Below are 16,805 nucleotides of genomic sequence, written 5' to 3' on the forward strand. Positions count from 1 at the left end.
TCTTTCAGTCATTCCTTTAATGCGTAAATTGCTCTCTAACCACTCTCTCAGCCCACCCTTCCATATCCTCTCTCGATACTTGCAGCTCCCCCAACCCCTTTGGATGATTCACCCCTCTATGCCCGTCTTGTCCATATAATTGATCAAACAAACTATTTGGCCAATTCAATGAGCTCTTCACCACTCCACGCCGTATCTTTTCAAAATCATTCCGCCATGTTTCGCTATCAACGCCACTCAACACTTTGGTAGAAAGCATTTTCACCCCATCCGATGCATCCACCTCTAGCAATACAAATTCACTGCCATTACGTTGCACCCCAACGGCTTTAATCACTCTTGGTGAGCCATCTTTACACAGATGTAATCGGCTACGCCCAACTTTTGGCAAAACCAAGGTTTCTTCAAAAAGCACCCGACATGCAAATTTAGTTTTTAGAATTGAAAGTAGCTCATCAAAAGCAGCAAATCGATTAGCAAAAATAGAGTTGTAATTGGTTGCATCCTGCTTCCCACCCACATCTGCCGCTGCTAGGACACCACCTAAGTGTGGCTCATCAGTACTAACCAAATTACTATTTTCACTTGTTGTTGCTTCTTCTTTTTCTAAAATAGTTTGGCTACTTTTTCTTGCCCTGCGAGATTTTTCAATTCGACTAGGTCTACTAAAACTTATCCATGTCGGCTCAGCCTCTATGACTCGTGTGTCTGTGTCTATATTGGCTGTTTCCTCATCGTCCAACTGTAGATGCTCATCATCAACAACTGACTCTGTTGAAACCGCTATGTGCTGCGTACTACCATCACCTGCCTCCTTTTCCTGAAAAGAGGCATGGCTAATAGCTGTTGTGCTAGGAAGCATAGCGTTGATTTCTAAACCTACTATTTCCTCAACTAAATAATCCTTATCCTCGTTAGAAGAACGTCCTTTTACATGTAATTTCCAACCCTGCATGGGCGGAGGGTCAAAGCTAAAGCACCAGCTTTCAACGCCGTTCTTAATTTCTCTATTTTGTTGATAGTGCCTAAAAATACTTTCATACGAATCCATAACATCTTGATCCGAAAACAACCAAACCAAAAGCTGCACTACGGCCGACTGCTCTAACGCCCCTTTAGGAAACGATGAACTGGGTAAGATCCTTATCTCTAAATGATCTCGCTCAACCTCATACTGAACGTCGAACTCTTGCTGTAAAGCGGTACTGCTCAAACAGCTTCGACAGAAATAGGAGTTAATTAAAAATAATGACCGAGCTAGCTCTAACTGTGGGATGTGATAACGAGTCTTGCTATATGGTGTTTCAGCTTCGTAAATAAATGAACTCTGCGCTCCATCCTTGTTGCGTACGGAAGCAAAGGACGAGAGATTAGGAAAATCGATTATTTTGGCTCGTTGAAGATCCGATGCTTCAAACTCAATCACACGATCCGCCTTATTTATTTGCTTTGTTGTACTGTTAACCACCTTAGCTCGACTTAATAAAGGCAAATGAGTAAATCGAGTCCATTTCCGTTCTTGCATTGGATTAAACCAAACAAAAATACGCCACTCCTTATGACCCGAGTTACGGAATAAATGACCAATATGTACAACCTGCACATTGTCATTAAATGTAGCTAGCCTAACCACTCACTCTTCCCCATAAACCATTTCCAAGAATCTTTGTGCTTCCTCAGTTATCCGCTCTTTAGATAACGTTGCACTTCTTAATAATCGCCAGCGCCTAAGCTCAACATCTTCCTGTTTAAGCTTAATAAAAGCTTGGCTAATCCGTCTAATTTGATAATCTTCCACACTCTCTGAGTAACGCTTTAAGCAAAGCGCTACCAAAGGCAGTTTCTGTAGATTTTTTGCAAGAGAGGTTCCGTTAGGAGTTTGCTTTAACAGCCAGCTCGATGTCGCTCTTGGGTGATCAAGGCTACTATCTAGACGCTTTATGATTCTTAATAGTTGTCGTACAGCAATTCGATCTCTTTGGTTCCAATCAACTCTAGGGGCGGGTGCCAGACGCTCTTGTTGATGCTGTTGATTCCAGTGAACTAGCCAATCCCTGTCATGTCGGTAAAGCCAAGCGTATAGCACCCCACCCTCTAAAGACTGTCTTGCCGCCTTAATTCCTTGGTATTTATGCACTAGTTGCTGCCAGTCTTTATGCTTAACAGATAAATCTTCAGAGTTAGGTTGCACAGACTGGCTAACAGGTCTTGTCGTTATAGAGTGCTCAGTAAGAGCACTTGCCTGCTGTAGCGCTTCTATAACCGTTAGTTTTGGCAATAAGGCTTGCCACACAATACTATGCTGTAAATAACTAAAGGCTTTTCTATGCTTACGGAATATACTTTTCAGCCAACACGTGTCCTTGTTCTCTGCCAACTTTAAATCCAGTTTCTCTAGTGCCTCATCACTAAAAGTCTGCCTCACTCTCTCCGCCACCAAGTCATGACGAATGTGCTTGCTTTTGGTTAGCCCTAGATCCTGCGCTAAGCGCTGATAAAACAGCGTCCACTGCTCAAGGCTTGGGGAAAGCTCTTGCGCTCGTGGAGCATCTAACAGAGGGGCTATATAAGCAGCTAGTGCTGTTAATTGAGATAGGGAGTCTTTGGGGTAGTCTGAAAGCAGCTCAGTATGACCCAAAGCCCAAAATTGATGTCGGTGATCATCTACAGCTCTATCAAAGAAGACTAAAGCACCGTGTTTTGGACAATATGGCAAAGCGGGCAAATACCAATCTCGTTGCCAAAAGGCTTCCCCATACCTATTTAGCTGAAGAGCAACGCAATCAGGGCAGTATCTAAAGCGGTTATCGCTCTTAACTCTAGAAGCAGCGACTCCTAGCATTAAATGCACCGCACCTTGCGCTTGGTACTCCATTAACCGAATAGCTTCGTCTCGGCGCTCCTTGCCTACAAACGGAGCATATAAAGGGAATAAGGTATGCTCATAAATAAGCTGCTGAACAGCGTAACGTCCTGTTTGATGTAGATGTCTTGCTATCACACCTAAATGCGAGGGCAGACCTAAGGTAGCGACCACCTTGCGGTTGCCATACACCTCATCCAACAGCTGCTTAGGACTAACAATCCCTTGATAAACGCCTGCCCGTGCAATAGTGCTATAAATCAGCTCATTCGAGTACGGAACAGGAAAGTTTCTCATGGCTAACCTGCTTGTTTAAATAAGCTCGCCATATCCACTATTACCCCTTTCCCTTTTAACCGTTCATGCATGGTTTTTTCAGGTTGGCGTTGTGAATAGATATAACGTAAATCCGTATCAGGCAAGCTATCCCAGTCGCTGGGCTTGACTACCTTTATAGCCGAAACCTTTTTACTCTTGGAGGGCTTTTCTAGTTCTGACACTACCGTTTCGCCTTCCATCAACCACTGCAAAACAAGAGGCAGTAACTTTTGTCTTGTCATCGTTGGATTCTGGCTAAACGCTTTTTTAATAGTGGGAATTAACAGGCTTGAATCGTAATCCTCTTTCAGCATCAGATATAAATGACGCTGATCTTCGGTATCTAACTCTTGAAGGGCTTTTTCTTCTGGTGTTTGTTCTTGTATCGCTGCGATATCTAGCTGAAGTTGGATTAACCGTTTATCAATCTCGGGAACGACTAGATCAGAATAACGAGCAATGCGTTCTGGGATACCCGAGCGTAATGCCTCTAGCATGGGGTGCACAGGCTTTAACTCATCTTGATACACTTGCCGCAATAAACCAGCGGTAATACGCTCATTGCCTAAAGCTAGCGCACGGAGCTGAGCGAGTACAAAAAGTTTTACTACAATGTCCATCACTCCTTGGCTTAGCTCATACCACACATCACGGACCTCATCCGATAACAGCGCATCTTTGCGTTGTAAAAGCTGTAATTGCCAAAGATTATCCGTAAAAGCGATCCACTCTTGATTGGGCTTTCCACGTTGCGTTTGTTGTATAGGATCCCAGAATATAGCTCCAAACCCTGCCCCTCTACGTGCAGACCGCAAATCAGCCTCAAAAATCTCTCGTGCTTTAGGGGTACCAATCAACATCACTGGTACGCCAATAATATTCACCATCGTCACAAAAAAGTTCAGCATCTCTTGAGATCCACCCGAACGAGAGCGGCTTAAATGCTGAATTTCATCAATAACCAACAACCCTAAAGCATGTGCATTGGCTATTTGCGACATCAAAGCCAACATGGTTTCTATACCATGACGTTTTAAGCCATAACGACGCTCATAGTTCGAGCCCAAGGCTCGATCCAACGCTCTGAAAAAATTCAAGCAGATTTCTTTTAGCGAACCATTATGCGAGCAGTCTATTTTCAAATACACCACCTGCTCTACATTGAGTTCACGATGGTAAATCACCTGAGGATACGTGGCTAGAATACGATGAAGAGAGGTCGTCTTCCCACTACCAGAACAACCAATTAACAATAAGCTTTGTGCCGTAGATCGTGCCTCCTCAAAGCGAAATGTCTCCAACTCTCCCGTTTGAACACGCTCATAACCATTTTGTAAATGCTTTTGTAAATCTCCTGTTTTAGGATTTCTGCCTACGTAGCCACCTCGAATCATGACCGAAATACGCTCACTTAGTAGCAAATGCGTACCTAATGGCTGAAAATAGTCATCTGGAATACGACAAATGGTATGAGCTCTGATAACACGGGACTTTTGCAAGTCAGAGGAAGTAAGCTGTAAAGAGGATTTCAGTGATGCAGCACTATTCACTGACTCTTGTAATGGTGGTAAGGCCTCGATAAAAGGATTATCACGATAAGCCTCTACCCCCGTATCACGATAAACTGCTTGAATCCGGGTAGCACTCATGACTCATCCTTTTCTGGTGGATCCTGAAATAATTCAGGCACGTATGTGGGTAGGCTGTAATCTTCTTGATCATCCGCTTCCACTGCGTTGAAAGGAATAACTTTAGCCTCATCACCTGAAGAGCTTGGCTTCAAATGCTCCGCACGTTTTTTACGCTCCGAGGTCACGGCTTCTTTTTTATTAGTTTTAATCTGCTTAATGCGTGTTGATTTGGGCTCAGTAGTACTGGGCGTTAACTTATTCGCTTTCTGAATGGTTTGCTGAATAAACGCCTCAAGCTCCCTGCGTTTAGTTAACTCATCCTGCTTCGCATTGGCTTTATTGTGTTTTTCTTGTGCTTGTATATCCCAAACCTCCCAAAATGAGAGACCTTTAAACTGCCGACTACGTTCCGTCAGATTACAGCGCCAAAATACACGGCTGCCAACTTGCGGAAACAAATAAATCGTATCAACCAGCACTGGGTCATAAGCCGCTTCTAAATGTTGAGGTCTAGCTATATCAGTGCTCCGCTGCAACCAACCCTCACGCAGAATCTCTGACCCCGAGTAATACAAACCCCACAAATTAACGCCAAATGAAGAAATAGAGACCTTTCGGCGAGGCAGTAACGCTACTCGCAACTGCTCTTGCTCCACAGCCCTTAAACTACCTGTACGATGCTGCATACCCCATTGCCATAGCTGGACAGGAATAGACGGTAAATCTGTAGGAAAATCAGCATCTCGATCGTATTTATCCATCACCAGATGGTTATTTCTGAATAAGATCGTACGCAAAATAATTTGTGTGAACTCAAATACCGACAGAGATGCATCTAACCTATAGTCTGTTTCACCATGGCTTTTGATCCGACTGCCCTCTACAATGCCAGGTGCAAAGGACTTAAACTCGGCTTGTAGTGTTCTAAAAGTGCTTTCCACTATGCCTTTAGCATCGCCACGTCTAGGTGGAGCACTTTCCACTCGCACATTAAAACTAGAAACTAAGGCTTCGACCTGATGACTCATTAATTCGCCACGGTCCGCTAGCAACACATCTGGCAAACCTACACACGGCCAGTCTGAGCTACTAATCTCAATATCATGCTGGGCACAAATGGCCGTTTTGTCAGAGCAAGCATTTACAAAAGCCTGCATCGCCACCACATAAGACGGATTTTCAAAGCCGATATAAAAGCCCGTGATCATCCGACTAAACACATCAATCACAATGTAAAGCGTTGGTCTTCCTATGATTTTTTGGCGATCATGATGATCCACTAAATAAATATCAGCAATCGTGGCATCAATCTCATAACGACTCCCAGGGCCTAACGCCTGAGAAGTGGCTGTACTACTTAAGGGTCGTACGTCTTTTTTATATACCCCTGCTTTAACTCTAGACTTTAAGCGCTGAGCTTTAGGGTATTCTCGATCATAAAAATAACGAAACTGACGTAGTGTTGGGTAATCCTCTTGGGGAATGCGAGGAAAATACTGAGCAAACAAGTCCACAAATCGTCTATAGGCAACGGTGGTCTTTGTACCTTTTTGATTTAACAGGTGCTTTTCTATGGTCAACCTAAAAAGGCGTTCAATCTCGGGCGTTACCTTGGTTCCTTCACCCTTACCATATTCTCTGGCTCGGCCAATCTTTGCTGTTCCTGTCGCTGAACGTCTTTCCCCTGGTGCACCGCTGTTTTTGTAGTCAGGAATTAATGCATTAGGCGTTTGACCACGCTGCCAGTAACGGCGTAACAACTTATAAACTGTAGCCTTAGTAACCTTATGTTCTTGGACCACATGCTCAACGAGTTCGCTTCTGACTTTAGGGTCGAAACGATCCTTACTATTAATAATAGGAAGAATTTTTCGATAATCCTCCTCGCGCTTCTGGAAGCTGACAGAATCTACAGACGGCTCTTCTAAATCAAGATGTACATAAGGGTCATCAGTTCTAACTAAGCGGCCTTCATCTAAATACTGCATTAGCAACAACTCAGCCCTAGCTTGTGGAACTCCTTTATCAGCGCTTATTTGCATCCAGACAACTTGGCCATCCTCTATAGCCAAAATGCGATACGGATCATTATCAAATAGCACAACCTCATTAATTTGCCACATAGCGCAACTCCTCCATATTCACTACTTGGCTAATACAGAGATCTGCACACTTATTTGCCCTGAAAGACTTATAAATATTGAACTTAATAAAACCATTTGCGGTTAAGGCTCGTATCTCACTCAATGTTTTGCCTAACTCCAAATCATAAGCAATATCAACCTGCTTACAGACATTGATAATGTTTTCATCTCCTTTTTCTTGCAGGATATGGGCCAATGGGGATAGTTGTGCTAAAAGCTCCGCAGAAACTTCTTCTGTTTTCACTGAATAAAGCCATTCAATATTTTCTTTTACTACGGGATTTATTTCTTTATCAGTAAAAATGAACCAAGGAATTTGCTTTTGCTGCCAATAGCGACGCTCTAGTTCTAGTTTTTCTAAGGTACGCTCGTCTTGTAAGGCTGCTGCAGGTTTGACTTGAATAGCAAACTGCTCAAAAGGACCATCTTTGCAGTCCACTAAAAAATCAGTAGACATAACCTGATCTACACCACGAATAACAGGATGCTTAATACCACTATCTATTGCAATCTGCCTGGTATCACTAGGTAATAAGGGGAACTGCTCGCGTATATCTAGCACGCTGCTCTCCCACTCAAGACTGAGAAAAACAGCAAGCTCTAAGTCAGATAGCAAATGATGGACTCGTCCCGTCTTATGAGAATAAATACGGTGGGAACGACCTGAAGAAGGAACTTCTTGTACTGTTAGCCATGGAATATAGTCTTTACCATGCCCTTGGCCACGCCCCTCTTTAATACGACGGGCAATTTGCACTTCAGAAAATGAAGAGTTTGCTTTAGCCATAACAAAAGTCCAGTATGCTTTTTCACAGCATAACTGGACTGATTTCAGTTTACAACTATTCTGTCTAGTTTAAGACTTTATTGTCATAGTTTAGATCTATTTTGTTCAGTTTAAGACTTTATTGTCCGCCCACATTTATTTATATTTCAATCATCTGAATTACTCAACTGTCACCGACTTCGCCAAGTTACGTGGTTGGTCAACGTCTGTGCCTTTAATCAATGCAACGTGATAAGACAACAGTTGCAGAGGAACAGTGTAGAAAATTGGTGCGATCAGTTCTTCAACATGAGGTAGCGAAACAATTTTCATATTTTCACTGGCTTCAAAGCCTGCATCTTGGTCAGCGAATACATACAGCAAACCACCACGCGCACGGACTTCCTCAATGTTTGATTTCAGTTTTTCTAACAGCTCATTGTTAGGTGCAACGATGATAACAGGCATATCGGCATCAATTAACGCTAATGGGCCGTGCTTTAACTCACCCGCTGCATACGCTTCTGCGTGAATGTAAGAAATCTCTTTTAATTTCAGAGCCCCTTCAACTGCAATAGGGAACTGATCACCGCGACCTAAGAACAATGCGTGATGTTTATCTGAGAAATCTTCTGCCAATGCCTCGATAACTTTATCTTGCGATAACATGCTTTCAATACGAGCCGGTAGCGCATGTAGAGCGTGAGAAATGTTTTCTTCAAGCTCAGGATTAGCACCTTTCAAGCGGCCCATATATGCAACTAACATCAGTAAGACGGTTAACTGTGTGGTAAATGCTTTAGTGGATGCCACACCAATTTCTGCCCCTGCCTTGGTCATCAAAGCAAATTCAGATTCACGTACCAGTGAAGAACCTGCGACGTTACATACCGCTAAAGAGGTCAAATAACCTAACTCTTTCGATAAACGCAATGCTGCCAGTGTATCAGCGGTTTCACCTGATTGGGATAGCGTAATCATTAAGCTATTTTTACGGTGCGCAGGGTTACGGTAGCGATACTCTGAAGCGATTTCCACATCACATGGAATACCGGCCAAAGACTCAAACCAATAACGTGCAACCATGCCAGCATTGTAAGATGTCCCGCAAGCTACAATTTGGATATGTTCAACTTGAGATAAAATTTCACTCGCACGAGGACCTAACTCGCTTAAATCAATGCCATTATCTTTGCTAAAACGCCCTTCAAGGGTGTTTTTAATTGCCATTGGTTGTTCGTAAATTTCTTTTTGCATGTAATGGCGATAGACGCCTTTATCGCCTGCATCATATTGAACGTTTGATTCAATTTGCTCGCGATCGACAGCTTCACCACTTTTATCAAAAATACGAACAGTACGACGAGTGACTTCGGCAACATCCCCTTCTTCGAGGTAAATAAAGCGACGAGTCACAGGCAACAATGCTAATTGGTCTGATGCTAAGAAATTTTCACCTACACCTAAACCAATAACCAACGGGCTACCAGAACGTGCAGCAACTAATAATTCAGGAATACGGCTATCCATGATCACGGTACCGTAAGCACCGCGCAATTGTGGGATAACACGTTGAACCACTTCCACCAACGTGCCACCTTTTTGTTGTTCATGGTGAACAAGGTGAGCAATTACTTCGGTATCAGTTTCTGAACTAAAGATATAACCGAGTTTTTTCAGCTCATCTTTCAATTCTAAATAGTTTTCAATAATGCCATTATGAACAACTGCAATATAACCAGAGGTATGCGGATGAGCATTGCGTTCACTTGGAATACCATGAGTCGCCCAACGGGTATGTGCAATCCCCGTTCCACCCGATACTGGGTTTTTCTCCGCTTCTTCAGCTAGCATTTGCACTTTGCCGACTTCACGTAAGCGTTGCAAATGACCTTCGTGATCAACGACAGCCATACCAGCTGAATCATAACCACGATACTCAAGACGACGAAGACCTTCTAACAGAATTTCTGCAATATCACGTTGTGCAACAGCACCTACAATTCCACACATATTTTTTTGATTCCTAGACAAAAGGTTCCTTTCTTGAGAAACCTTCATTTGTCGCAACCTAATTGTTGTACAGTTTTCACTGCTCCCCAGCCTTGTAGAAAATGGGGATATTATTTTTATATTGCTACCTTGAGTAGCTATTTTAATTTTCGCGATTAATTCGCATTTATAATAGGAGAGATATTGCTACCTCTCCTCAATATTTACTTATTTTTTCTTAACTGGACGTTGCCAGTTTTTAATATGCATTTGTTTTACACGGCTAACGACAAGTTCGTCTTCATTCACATCACGTGTAACCGTCGTGCCAGCGCCTATTGTTGCACCTTTGGCAACAGAAACTGGCGCAACTAACTGAGTATCAGACCCTACAAACACATCATCACCAATAATGGTTTTATGTTTATTGGCACCATCATAATTACAAGTGATGGTACCTGCGCCAATATTCACATTATCACCAATTTGGGCATCCCCGAGGTAACTTAAATGACCCGCTTTAGAACCTAAACCTAAAGAGGCATTTTTCATTTCGACGAAATTACCGACGTGTGCTTTGGCTGCTAATTTAGCACCTGGACGTAAACGCGCAAAAGGGCCAACTGTACATTCGGCTGACAATTCAGAGTTTTCTATCACTGAATATGGGCTGATAACCGAGTTATCACCAATCACACAGTCTTTTAATATACAGCCAGATTGAATATGTACGTTATTCCCTAATGTGACATTACCTTCAATAATCACGTTAGTATCAATAATAATATCGCGCCCATGAGTCAGCGTTCCTCGCAAGTCAAAACGTGCAGGGTCAATTAACATCACACCAGCTAATAACAATTTTTCCGCTTGTTCTTTCTGATAAACCCTTTCTAACGCAGCCAATTGTAGGCGGTTATTCACCCCTTCCATTTCACTTAAATGTTTAGGGTGAACAGTTGCAATTTTATTACCTTCTTTATGTGCTAATGCAATAATATCAGTAATATAATATTCGCCTTGTGCGTTATCGTTGTTCAGTTGTGCCAACCAACGTTTAAAATCTTTGCCACTAGCAACCATAATTCCTGTATTGATTTCTTGGATTTTACGTTGCTCTTCACTGGCATCTTTTTGCTCGATAATACCGACAACTTCATTATTTTCACGAATTATACGGCCATACCCTGTTGGGTTATCTAAGATAACCGTCAGTAAACCAATACCGCCTTGTGGTTTGACTTCAATCAGCCTGTCCAAGGTATCTTTAGCGATTAATGGCACGTCACCATAGAGCATGACAATATCTTCATCATCTTGGAAGCTAGGGGCAGCTTGTTGCATCGCATGGCCCGTACCGAGTTGCTCCGCCTGCAATACCCAATTGAGGTTTTGCTCACCCAGTTTTTCTTTCAGTAAATCACCGCCATGTCCGTATACCAGATGAATATCTGATGCACCAATGGATTTTGCTGTATCTATAACATGCTGAACCATTGGTTTGCCTGCAAGCAAATGCAAAACTTTAGGTAGCTCTGAATACATCCGTGTGCCTTTACCGGCAGCTAAAATCACGACACTTTTTCTTTGCACAGTCATTTTTCCTGAAACTCCAACTTAGGGATGAAAGTAAACCTATTTCCTTTATAAATTACTACATATTTCGCTCAAATAAAAAAGCCAGTTAGACTTAACCAACTGGCTTTTTTTACTATACCGCTATCATTACATTAGCTTTTTAGTTAACTCGATGACTCGAAGTTTCGCTATTGCTTTTGCAAGTTCTGCTGATGCCTGAGCATAATCAACATCGCCGTGAGCTTTACGGACGTGTTCTTCCGCTTTGCGTTTAGATTCCACTGCACGAGCTTCGTCTAAATCTTTACCACGGATCGCTGTATCAGCGAGTACGATAACACCATTTGGTTGTACTTCTAAAATACCGCCGGAGAGGTAAATTAGCTCTTCTTCACCAAACTGTTTGGTAATACGTACCATGCCCGGTTTTATGGCAGTCAGCAGCGGGGTATGCTGTGGGTAAATCCCCAGCTCACCTTCACTACCTGTCACCTGAATTTTCTGTACCATGCCTTCAAACATTTGTTTTTCAGCACTCACTACAGTCAGGTGGTATGTCATTGCAGCTACCATATCAACCTCCTGTCAGCTGGATTAAAGCTTTTTAGCTTTTTCCACAGCTTCTTCAATGGTACCAACCATATAGAACGCTTGTTCTGGCAGGTGGTCGTAATCACCGTTCAGGATCCCACTGAAGCCACGAATAGTGTCTTTCAGAGAAACGAACTTACCTGGTGAACCGGTAAATACTTCAGCAACGAAGAATGGTTGAGACAGGAAGCGCTGGATCTTACGAGCACGAGCAACAACCAGTTTGTCTTCTTCAGACAGTTCATCCATACCCAGGATTGCAATGATATCTTTCAGTTCTTGGTAACGTTGCAGAATAGACTGAACGCCACGAGCAACATCATAGTGCTCTTGACCAACAACCAGTGGGTCAAGTTGACGGCTAGTAGAATCCAGAGGGTCAACCGCAGGGTAAATACCCAGTGATGCGATTTGACGGCTCAGAACTACCGTTGCGTCTAAGTGAGCAAAGGTGGTTGCTGGTGATGGGTCAGTCAAGTCATCCGCAGGAACGTAAACCGCTTGAACGGAAGTGATAGAACCTGTTTGAGTTGAGGTAATACGTTCTTGCAGAACACCCATCTCTTCCGCCAGCGTTGGCTGATAACCTACCGCTGAAGGCATACGGCCTAACAGTGCTGATACTTCAGTACCTGCCAGTGTATAACGATAGATGTTGTCAACGAACAGCAGTACGTCACGACCTTCGTCACGGAATTTTTCAGCCATAGTCAGACCAGTCAACGCAACACGCAGACGGTTTCCTGGTGGCTCGTTCATCTGGCCATAAACCAGTGATACTTTATCCAAAACGTTTGAGTCGGTCATTTCATGATAGAAGTCGTTCCCTTCACGAGTACGCTCACCAACACCAGCGAATACTGAGTAACCTGAGTGCTCAATCGCGATGTTACGGATCAGTTCCATCATGTTTACTGTTTTACCAACACCCGCACCACCGAACAGACCAACTTTACCACCTTTCGCGAATGGACAGATTAAGTCCATTACTTTGATACCGGTTTCCAGCAGTTCTGTTGAGTTAGCTAATTCTTCATAGCTAGGTGCAGCACGGTGAATTGACCAGCGCTCTTCTTCGCCGATATCACCTTTCATATCAATAGGTTGACCCAGAACGTTCATGATACGTCCTAAAGTTGCTTTACCTACTGGTACTTCAATTGGGTGCTCTAAGTTTACAACTTCTAAACCACGGCTCAGACCATCTGATGTACCCATTGCGATACAACGGACAACACCACCGCCTAACTGTTGCTGAACTTCCAACACCAGTTTTTCTTTACCGTTAACAACCTCAAGAGCGTCGTACACTTTTGGTACGTCATCTTGAGGGAACTCGACGTCCACAACGGCGCCGATTACCTGGATAATCTTTCCAGTAGCCATCTTGAATCCTCTACGTAATTCGTAAACCTAGCTGTTAAACCGCGGAAGCACCCGAAACGATTTCGGTAAGCTCCTGAGTAATGCTGGCCTGACGAGCTTTGTTGTAAACCAACTGTAACTCTTTGATCAGGTTTCCACCATTATCAGTAGCGGCTTTCATCGCTACCATTCGTGCGGCCTGCTCACTAGCCAGGTTTTCAACGACGCCCTGATAAACCTGCGACTCGATATAACGACGTAGCAGGGTATCCAGCAACGCCTTAGGATCGGGTTCGTAAATGTAATCCCAAGACTTCTTCTTCAGTGTTTCATCATCACTTGCAGGCAATGGTAACAATTGAAGAATAGTTGGCTCCTGAGACATTGTATTGATGAACTTATTCGTCACCACATACAGTTTATCCAAACGCCCTTCATCATAGGCTTGTAGCATAGTGTTAACTGGACCAATCAAGTCCGAAAGCGTTGGGTTATCCCCCATTCCGGTAACTTGAGTCACGACATTGCCGCCCACAGACCCGAAGAATGATACCGCTTTAGAACCGATTAAAGCCAAATCAACCTGAACGTTTTTCTCAGACCATAACTTCATATCTGCTAACAGTTTTTTGAACAAGTTAATGTTCAAGCCACCACACAGACCACGGTCTGTTGAAACAACCAGATACCCGACACGCTTAACTTCGCGCTCTTCGAGATATGGGTGTTTATATTCCAGATTACCTAACGCTAGGTGACCAATCACACTGCGCATGGTTTCTGCATAAGGACGGCTGGCCGCCATGCGTTCCTGCGTTTTACGCATTTTGGACGCAGCGACCATTTCCATCGCTTTAGTGATCTTTTGTGTATTTTGTACACTTCCGATCTTGGAACGTATCTCTTTTGCGCCGGCCATTTCTGCTTCTCCTTATTAACCAGACGGCCCTAAGAACTGGGCCGAATAGTATTACCAGGACTGAGTTGCTTTAAATGATTCGAGCAGTTTTTTCAACTTGCCTTCGATATCATCGTTATAGCTACCAGCCGGGCCAATTTCGTTCATAAGGTCAGCATGCTCGCGCTGTGCAAAAGAAACTAAAGCAGCTTCAAACGCACCAATTTTCGCTAACTCAACATCATCCAAGAACCCACGTTCTGCCGCGAACAGAGACAGTGCCTGCTCTGCTACTGACATCGGTGCGTACTGTTTCTGTTTCAGCAGTTCAGTTACTTTCTGACCATGACTTAACTGTTTACGAGTCGCGTCATCGAGGTCGGAAGCAAACTGAGCAAACGCTGCCAGTTCACGATACTGAGCAAGTGCGGTACGGATACCACCAGACAGTTTCTTGATAATTTTAGTCTGAGCAGCACCACCAACACGAGATACTGAAATACCTGGGTTAACCGCTGGACGAATACCAGAGTTAAACAGGTTAGATTCCAGGAAGATCTGACCATCTGTAATCGAAATTACGTTTGTTGGTACGAATGCAGAAACGTCACCAGCTTGGGTTTCAATGATAGGCAGAGCTGTCAATGAACCTGTTTTGCCTTTAACTTCACCTTTAGTAAAGTTTTCTACGTATTCAGCGTTAACGCGAGCAGCACGCTCAAGTAAACGTGAGTGCAGATAGAAAACGTCACCTGGGTAAGCTTCACGTCCTGGTGGACGACGCAGCAACAGTGAGATTTGACGATATGCAACAGCCTGTTTAGACAGGTCATCGTATACGATCAGTGCATCTTCACCGCGGTCACGGAAATATTCACCCATCGCGCAACCAGCATATGGTGCTAAGTATTGCAGAGCAGCTGATTCAGATGCTGTAGCAACAACAACGATAGTATTTTGCAGTGCGCCGTGCTCTTCCAGTTTACGAACTACGTTAGAAACGGTAGACGCTTTCTGGCCGATAGCTACGTACACACATTTGATGCCTGAGTCGCGTTGGTTGATGATTGCATCGATAGCCAAAGCAGTTTTACCTGTTTGACGGTCACCGATAACAAGCTCACGCTGACCACGACCGATTGGAATCATGGCATCGACTGATTTATAACCAGTTTGAACTGGTTGATCAACAGATTGACGGTCGATAACACCTGGAGCAATAACTTCTACAGGAGAGAAGCCATCGTTATCAACAGGACCTTTACCATCAATTGGTTGACCCAGTGTATTCACAACACGTCCTAGCAGGCCACGGCCTACTGGAACTTCAAGAATACGACCAGTACATTTAACTTTCATGCCTTCTGCCAAGTCGGCATAAGGACCCATGACGACCGCACCAACAGAGTCACGCTCTAAGTTCAGTGCGATAGCGTAACGGTTGCCAGGCAGCGCGATCATTTCACCCTGCATGACTTCGGCTAAACCGTGAATACGAATAATACCGTCATTAACGGATACAATCGTACCTTCATTGTGAGCTTCACTCACAACATCGAACTGAGCAATACGCTGTTTGATCAGTTCGCTGATTTCGGTGGAATTCAGTTGCATATGCTCCAGTCCCCTTAAGACTGCAAGACGTCAGTTAAACGCTCTAAGCGACCGCGGATACTCCCGTCAATAACGAGGTCTCCAGCACGAATGATCACTCCAGCAATAACAGACTTATCAATTTTGCAATTCAGCTTAACTTTGCGTGACAGACGTTTTTCCATCGCTGCAGAAATTTTAGCTGACTGCTGTTCACTCAGTTCGTTGGCAGAAATTACATCAACTTCAATGGTTGATTCCAGAGAATCACGCAATTGGATAAATTGCGTTAACACTTCTGGTAGCGTCGTTAAACGCCCGTTATCCGCCATAACACGAATCAGATTCTGAACATGCTCGTCAATTTCATCTCCACAAACAGAGATAAACGTTTTAGCTAATGTTTCTGGTGCAATAGAACCAGAAAGCAGCTCTCCAACCTGTTCATTGCGCGTCACCTCAGCGGTGAAGGCTAGCATTTCCTGCCATTTAGCAACAGCTTGGTTTTCCACAGCAAAGTCAAAAGCTGCTTTGGCGTAGGGGCGAGCTACAGTAGCAATTTCAGACATGCCCCTCCCTCCTTACAGTTCAGCGACTAGTTTATCAACGATGTCGCTGTTAGCAGCTTCATCCACGGAACGTTCGATGATCTTCTCGGCACCTGCGATAGCAAGCATCGCAACCTGTTTACGTAACTCTTCACGTGCACGTTTGCGCTCAGCATCAATTTCAGCTTGCGCTTGCGCGACGATTTTTGCACGTTCTGCTTCCGCTTCTGCTTTTGCTTCATCAATCATTTGAACGCGCTGTTTATTCGCTTGTTCAATGATGACTTGTGCTTCAGCTTTCGCTTTTTTCAGTCGGTCGGTTGCGTCGGTTTGCGCCAGTTCCAGGTTCTTTTTAGCACGTTCTGCGGAAGATAAACCGTCAGCAATTTCTTTTTGACGTTTTTCAATGGCCGCCATAATCGGTGGCCATACATACTTCATACAGAACCAAACAAACAGGACAAACGCGATAGCCTGGCCGAGGATTGTTGCATTTAGATTCACAGACAATACCTCAT

General features: G+C 43.8%; 13 protein-coding genes. All 13 read right to left on the reverse strand.

Going from position 1 to position 16,805, the window contains the following annotated elements; translation table 11 throughout:
- Positions 1-16: 16 nt before the first annotated feature.
- The 13 genes from P3L40_RS00200 to atpF all read right to left on the reverse strand — a co-directional run bounded on the left by P3L40_RS00200 (position 17) and on the right by atpF (position 16,791).
- Positions 17-1,633 carry a Tn7-like element transposition protein TnsE gene (locus P3L40_RS00200; RefSeq protein WP_000251879.1) on the reverse strand — a complete coding sequence of 539 codons (1,617 nt, stop codon included), beginning with the start codon at positions 1,631-1,633 and terminating at the stop codon, positions 17-19.
- On the reverse strand, positions 1,634-3,160 hold the full coding sequence (locus P3L40_RS00205; RefSeq protein WP_001243518.1) for a TnsD family Tn7-like transposition protein: 1,527 nt from the start codon (positions 3,158-3,160) through the stop codon (positions 1,634-1,636).
- A gap of 2 nt (positions 3,161-3,162) precedes the next feature.
- Positions 3,163-4,830, reverse strand: a complete 1,668-nt coding sequence (locus tag P3L40_RS00210) for an AAA family ATPase (RefSeq protein ID WP_001276994.1) — start codon at positions 4,828-4,830, stop codon at positions 3,163-3,165.
- Positions 4,827-6,935 (reverse strand): DDE-type integrase/transposase/recombinase, encoded by a 2,109-nt coding sequence (locus P3L40_RS00215; RefSeq protein ID WP_000267723.1) that lies wholly within the window; start codon positions 6,933-6,935, stop codon positions 4,827-4,829. Before P3L40_RS00215 ends, P3L40_RS00210 begins: the two co-directional genes overlap by 4 nt.
- On the reverse strand, positions 6,922-7,743 hold the full coding sequence (locus P3L40_RS00220) for a TnsA endonuclease N-terminal domain-containing protein (protein WP_001029679.1): 822 nt from the start codon (positions 7,741-7,743) through the stop codon (positions 6,922-6,924). Before P3L40_RS00220 ends, P3L40_RS00215 begins: the two co-directional genes overlap by 14 nt.
- Positions 7,744-7,902: 159 nt before the next feature.
- Entirely contained in the window at positions 7,903-9,735 is a 1,833-nt protein-coding gene (gene glmS, locus P3L40_RS00225) for a glutamine--fructose-6-phosphate transaminase (isomerizing) (protein ID WP_112308043.1), read from the reverse strand.
- A 207-nt stretch (positions 9,736-9,942) separates the two neighbouring features.
- Entirely contained in the window at positions 9,943-11,313 is a 1,371-nt protein-coding gene (gene glmU / locus P3L40_RS00230) for a bifunctional UDP-N-acetylglucosamine diphosphorylase/glucosamine-1-phosphate N-acetyltransferase GlmU (protein ID WP_094962007.1), read from the reverse strand.
- A gap of 126 nt (positions 11,314-11,439) precedes the next feature.
- Entirely contained in the window at positions 11,440-11,865 is a 426-nt protein-coding gene (locus tag P3L40_RS00235; protein WP_004906291.1) for a F0F1 ATP synthase subunit epsilon, read from the reverse strand.
- Positions 11,866-11,886: 21 nt separating this feature from the next.
- Positions 11,887-13,269 (reverse strand): F0F1 ATP synthase subunit beta, encoded by a 1,383-nt coding sequence (gene atpD / locus P3L40_RS00240; RefSeq protein ID WP_004906293.1) that lies wholly within the window; start codon positions 13,267-13,269, stop codon positions 11,887-11,889.
- A gap of 34 nt (positions 13,270-13,303) precedes the next feature.
- Entirely contained in the window at positions 13,304-14,167 is an 864-nt protein-coding gene (atpG, locus tag P3L40_RS00245) for a F0F1 ATP synthase subunit gamma (RefSeq protein ID WP_004906295.1), read from the reverse strand.
- A gap of 51 nt (positions 14,168-14,218) precedes the next feature.
- Positions 14,219-15,760, reverse strand: coding sequence for a F0F1 ATP synthase subunit alpha (atpA, locus tag P3L40_RS00250; RefSeq protein ID WP_004906297.1), 1,542 nt, complete (start codon positions 15,758-15,760; stop codon positions 14,219-14,221).
- A gap of 14 nt (positions 15,761-15,774) precedes the next feature.
- Positions 15,775-16,308, reverse strand: a complete 534-nt coding sequence (gene atpH / locus P3L40_RS00255; protein WP_004906300.1) for a F0F1 ATP synthase subunit delta — start codon at positions 16,306-16,308, stop codon at positions 15,775-15,777.
- Positions 16,309-16,320: 12 nt separating this feature from the next.
- A complete protein-coding gene (gene atpF, locus P3L40_RS00260) occupies positions 16,321-16,791 on the reverse strand; it encodes a F0F1 ATP synthase subunit B (protein ID WP_004906301.1) in 471 nt (156 codons plus the stop codon).
- Positions 16,792-16,805: the final 14 nt, after the last annotated feature.

It is taken from the genome of Providencia sp. PROV040 (assembly GCF_032706145.1).
In the GTDB taxonomy this organism is placed as follows: domain Bacteria; phylum Pseudomonadota; class Gammaproteobacteria; order Enterobacterales; family Enterobacteriaceae; genus Providencia; species Providencia hangzhouensis.

Coding starts and splice junctions, on each gene's coding strand:
- P3L40_RS00205 (WP_001243518.1), bottom strand. CDS start 3,160: ATGAGAAACTTTCCTGTTCCGTACTCGAATGAGCTGATTTATAGCACT.
- P3L40_RS00210 (WP_001276994.1), bottom strand. CDS start 4,830: ATGAGTGCTACCCGGATTCAAGCAGTTTATCGTGATACGGGGGTAGAG.
- P3L40_RS00215 (WP_000267723.1), bottom strand. CDS start 6,935: ATGTGGCAAATTAATGAGGTTGTGCTATTTGATAATGATCCGTATCGC.
- P3L40_RS00220 (WP_001029679.1), bottom strand. CDS start 7,743: ATGGCTAAAGCAAACTCTTCATTTTCTGAAGTGCAAATTGCCCGTCGT.
- glmS (WP_112308043.1), bottom strand. CDS start 9,735: ATGTGTGGAATTGTAGGTGCTGTTGCACAACGTGATATTGCAGAAATT.
- glmU (WP_094962007.1), bottom strand. CDS start 11,313: ATGACTGTGCAAAGAAAAAGTGTCGTGATTTTAGCTGCCGGTAAAGGC.
- P3L40_RS00235 (WP_004906291.1), bottom strand. CDS start 11,865: ATGGTAGCTGCAATGACATACCACCTGACTGTAGTGAGTGCTGAAAAA.
- atpD (WP_004906293.1), bottom strand. CDS start 13,269: ATGGCTACTGGAAAGATTATCCAGGTAATCGGCGCCGTTGTGGACGTC.
- atpG (WP_004906295.1), bottom strand. CDS start 14,167: ATGGCCGGCGCAAAAGAGATACGTTCCAAGATCGGAAGTGTACAAAAT.
- atpA (WP_004906297.1), bottom strand. CDS start 15,760: ATGCAACTGAATTCCACCGAAATCAGCGAACTGATCAAACAGCGTATT.
- atpH (WP_004906300.1), bottom strand. CDS start 16,308: ATGTCTGAAATTGCTACTGTAGCTCGCCCCTACGCCAAAGCAGCTTTT.